Source organism: Paratractidigestivibacter sp., assembly GCF_052362415.1.
Taxonomy (GTDB): domain Bacteria; phylum Actinomycetota; class Coriobacteriia; order Coriobacteriales; family Atopobiaceae; genus Paratractidigestivibacter.
This window is the reverse complement of sequence record NZ_DAWEMK010000094.1, coordinates 1-3,479: the sequence shown is the minus strand read 5'-3', so window position 1 is coordinate 3,479 and position 3,479 is coordinate 1. Positions and strand designations below refer to the sequence as shown.

General features: G+C 65.3%; 3 protein-coding genes and 1 pseudogene. 1 reads left to right on the top strand and 3 read right to left on the bottom strand.

The annotated features are described in order from the left end of the window. Nucleotides 1-219: pseudogene (locus ACT84W_RS08565) on the top strand (class I SAM-dependent methyltransferase); the annotation flags it as partial. Nucleotides 220-225: 6 nt separating this feature from the next. Here ACT84W_RS08565 and ACT84W_RS08560 read toward each other — a convergent pair. From ACT84W_RS08560 to ACT84W_RS08550, 3 genes are all read right to left on the bottom strand, one after another. Further along, complete coding sequence (locus ACT84W_RS08560) at nt 226-1,071, bottom strand: MBL fold metallo-hydrolase (RefSeq protein ID WP_432290380.1); 846 nt, start codon at nt 1,069-1,071, stop codon at nt 226-228. A gap of 73 nt (nt 1,072-1,144) precedes the next feature. Continuing rightward, nucleotides 1,145-1,657: a hypothetical protein gene (locus ACT84W_RS08555; protein WP_444328906.1), complete on the bottom strand. Its 513-nt coding sequence runs from the start codon at nt 1,655-1,657 to the stop codon at nt 1,145-1,147. 206 nt (nt 1,658-1,863) lie between these two features. Next, nucleotides 1,864-3,186, bottom strand: a complete 1,323-nt coding sequence (locus tag ACT84W_RS08550) for a M18 family aminopeptidase (protein ID WP_444328905.1) — start codon at nt 3,184-3,186, stop codon at nt 1,864-1,866. Between the last annotated feature and the right edge of the window lie 293 nt (nt 3,187-3,479).

Sequence of the window (3,479 nt, the reverse complement as noted above, 5' to 3'; positions counted from 1 at the left end):
CCGCCCTTCGAGGGCTTCTCGACACGCTCATTCGAACCGGGTGATTACCTCCTGGATTGGCAAGGGGCGGCGCCGTACCGCTACTGCCACAGCTTCGGCGAGGACGAGATTTCGCGGCTCGCGGAGGCGGTGTCCGGCGATGCCGACGAGGTCGGTCGCTTCTCCGCCGACGGCCGAACCGGTAACCTGAATCGCTACCTCATCCTTCGCCGGCATTAGCGGCGGCTAGGGACGGGGACGGCGCTTTCTCGGCGCGGGCAACCCACGGGTGATGACGGCGCGGAAATCGCACGAGTCCACATCGTTGACACCGTTGGGCACGAAGTGGATCGTGCCCTCCCAATCGGGGATGAACCCGTGGTGCCAAGCGTAGCCTCTATCTCCCGCAAGGACGAAGTCGACGGCGGATTCGAAACCGTCGAGGTCCTTCTTTGTGAAGTCGTGCAGGTGATGCCCGGTCCAGAAACGCTCGAACGGCAGGCCGCGCAGTTTTCCGAGGGTCTCCTTGTAGGTCTGAACAGACGAGCTCTCGGTAAAGCAGAGGCACTCGATCGGCGTCACCGCGTCGCCGGAGAACAGAATTTTGAGCTCCGGGCAAAGAAACCCGATCGAGCCCGAGGTGTGTCCCGGAAGCCCAACGACCCGAAGGGTACGCCCGCCGAGGTCGAATACGTCGCCCTCCGCGGTTGTGTGCACCCGTGGACGTGCGCCGTCGCGGGGCCCGAAGGGCGTCGACGCGCCGGCATAGCCCTCCTTTGCGGCGTGCTCGGCCACGATGTGCGCATAGCGCTCGCAGACATCCCAGCACGAAGCCTCCCGCGCATCCGCCCAAACATCTGAAAACCAGTACGCCCCGCCGACGTGATCCGCGTGCCGGTGGGTAAGAAGGACCTTCACGGGCTTCTTTCCGATGAGGCCGGCCACGAGCGCGCCAAGGTCACCGAAGCCTCCCATCGCGTCGACCAGGGCCGCCTCACGGGCGCCCTCAACGAGGTAGCAGACCTCCCCCATCGCGTTATGTATGCGCCAAAGGCCCTCGCCCGCGCTTTCGCTCGAAATCAAATCGTCCATCGGCCTTCCCTATAAATAGGTGGACCTGCCTACGCGAGCGCAGGCAGGTCCACCAGGCGTTTATTGCCAGGCTTTAGTGCATGTCGGGCGCAGGGTCGCTGCAAATCTGGCGTGCCCACTTCTCGCAGGCGGGCGCCCAGAAGAGCGAGACGACGAAGCCGACGATCCAGCACTGGATGATGGAGCTCGCCCAGGCGGCCGGGAAGGCGGCAAGGGGCGCGCCGTTGAAGACGCACGCGTTCACATAGGTGAGGATCACGGAGTTGACCGCGACGTAGACGGTGTTGACCACCAGGTTGAGCGCGGCGCCGAACTTGAGGCCGTCGGCCGGGCTCAGATGGCAGGTGCCCGTCGCGAAACCGAATCCCCACTGCTCGCACGGGATGAACATTCCGATGAAGAACGAGATGACGTAGGCCATCGGGAAGTTCTTGAGCGTCGAGAAGATGGTCGCGGGAGCGACGGCCTCGGCAGGAACCCCGGCCTGTCCGATGGCGATGTAACTCGCGACGAGCGAGATCGCGAAGGCGATCATGATGTTGGTGAGCAGCACCTTAACGAGCTTGGTCTTTGGTTTCATGGGCATGGTCCGGTCCTCTCCTTGGTTTAATTCCTGAACACAACCACTGTGAACAGAATATGGAGAGTGCAGTTCAAACCCTATGTTGGAGCGTACCAAAGAAGACAGCGAAAGCGACGTGCCTTTGTGTCGCCGTACCAACGCCCGTCATTTCGGCCCGCCTTGTTTTGCGAGCGCCCTTCTCGCTAAGCCGGGCGGGCCGATTCGGCAGGTCAGCGGAGCTCGAAGGAGTCGGCGCCGTCGATGTGCAGGTCGCAGCGGAAGTAGGCCGCAAGAGCGTCGACGCCGAGCTCGACGTCGCGGGCGCCCGCGGTCTCGTACGCCGAGTGCATGGCGAGCTGCGGCAGACCCACATCGACGCCGTGCATGCTCACCTGCATGTTCGAGAGGTTGCCCAGCGTTCCGCCGCCGGCCATGTCGGAGCGGTTGGCGAAGGTCTGGTGCGGCACGCCCGCCGCGTCGAGAACGGCCGCGATGGCGGCGCGGCTGAAGGCGTCGGAGCAGTAGTGCTGGTTGGCCGCCTCCTTGATGGTGATGCCGCGGTTGAGCCAGCAGCGGTTGGCCTCGTCGTGCTTCTCGGGGTGGTTGGGGTGGCAGGCGTGGGCGTTGTCGCAGCTCAGCATGAAGGAGCGCGAGACGGCGCGGAGCAGGTCCTCGTCGCTGCGGCCGAGGGCGGCGTTGGCGCGCACGAGCACGTCCTTCAGGAAGGTGGACATGGCGCCCTGCTTGGTGTTGCTGCCGACCTCCTCGTTGTCGAAGCACACGAACACGTTGACCTGCGCGTCATTGGCGCCCGCGGCGAGGAACCCCTCGAGCGCGGCGTAGGCGCAGCCCAAATCGTCGAGCTTCGCCGCGCTCACGAACTCGCCCGCGGCGCCCCAAACGCGCGCCTCCTGGCGGTTATAGAGGAAAAGGTCGCGGGCCAGAACGTCGGCGACGTCCACGCCGAGCTCGCCCGCGACGTAGCGGTCGAACGAGCCCTCGCCGAGCTCGCCCGCCGAGAAGAGCGCGCACAGGTCGACGGCGCGGTTGAGCTCGGGGGACTTGCCGCCCTCGCGGTTCAGGTGGATGGCAACGCTCGGGATGAGCGCGACGTCAGCGGCGCTGTCAAAAAGACGGCTCTCCACGCGCGCCCCGTCGCGCACGAGCACACGGCCCGCGATGCCGAGCGGGCGGTCGAGCCAGGTGTGGTCGATCATGCCGCCATAGGCCTCGACGTCGAGCCGCAGGTAGTCGCCGGGGCCTGCGAGCTCTGCTGCGCTCTTCACCTTGAAGCATGGCGAGTCGCCGTGGGCGGCCGCCACCTGGAAGTGGTAGTCGTCGAGGTTCTTGCCCACTGCGAAGGCGATGACGCTGGAGTTGTTGCGCCGCGTGAAGTAGCGCCCGCCGGGCACGACCTCCCAGGCGTCGCCCTCAGAGAGCTCGAGGAAACCCGCGCCCGCGAGCCTCTCGGCGATGCGCGCCGTCGTGTGGAACATGCTCGGGCAGCCGTCGACGAACTCGCAGAGGCCCTGGGCGTGGTCGATATCGCTCATATGTCCTTCTTCCTGCCGGTTATTCAACGGTTTCGAGTCTAACACCGCGGCGCCGCCTTACCGCGCCATTGGCTACCATAAGGGGCACCGCCCTGCAGACCGAGGAGGGAAGAAGAACGTGTGCGAGCTGTTTGCCGTCAACGCCGCGAGGCCCGTGCGGGCCAACGCCTACCTCGAGGAGTTCTTCTCACATAGCCATAAGCACAAGGACGGCTGGGGCATCACTTGGCGCAAGTCTTGCACAAACACCTCTGCGCCTGCGCAGACGCTTCCCATACCCGAAGATCTCGGCG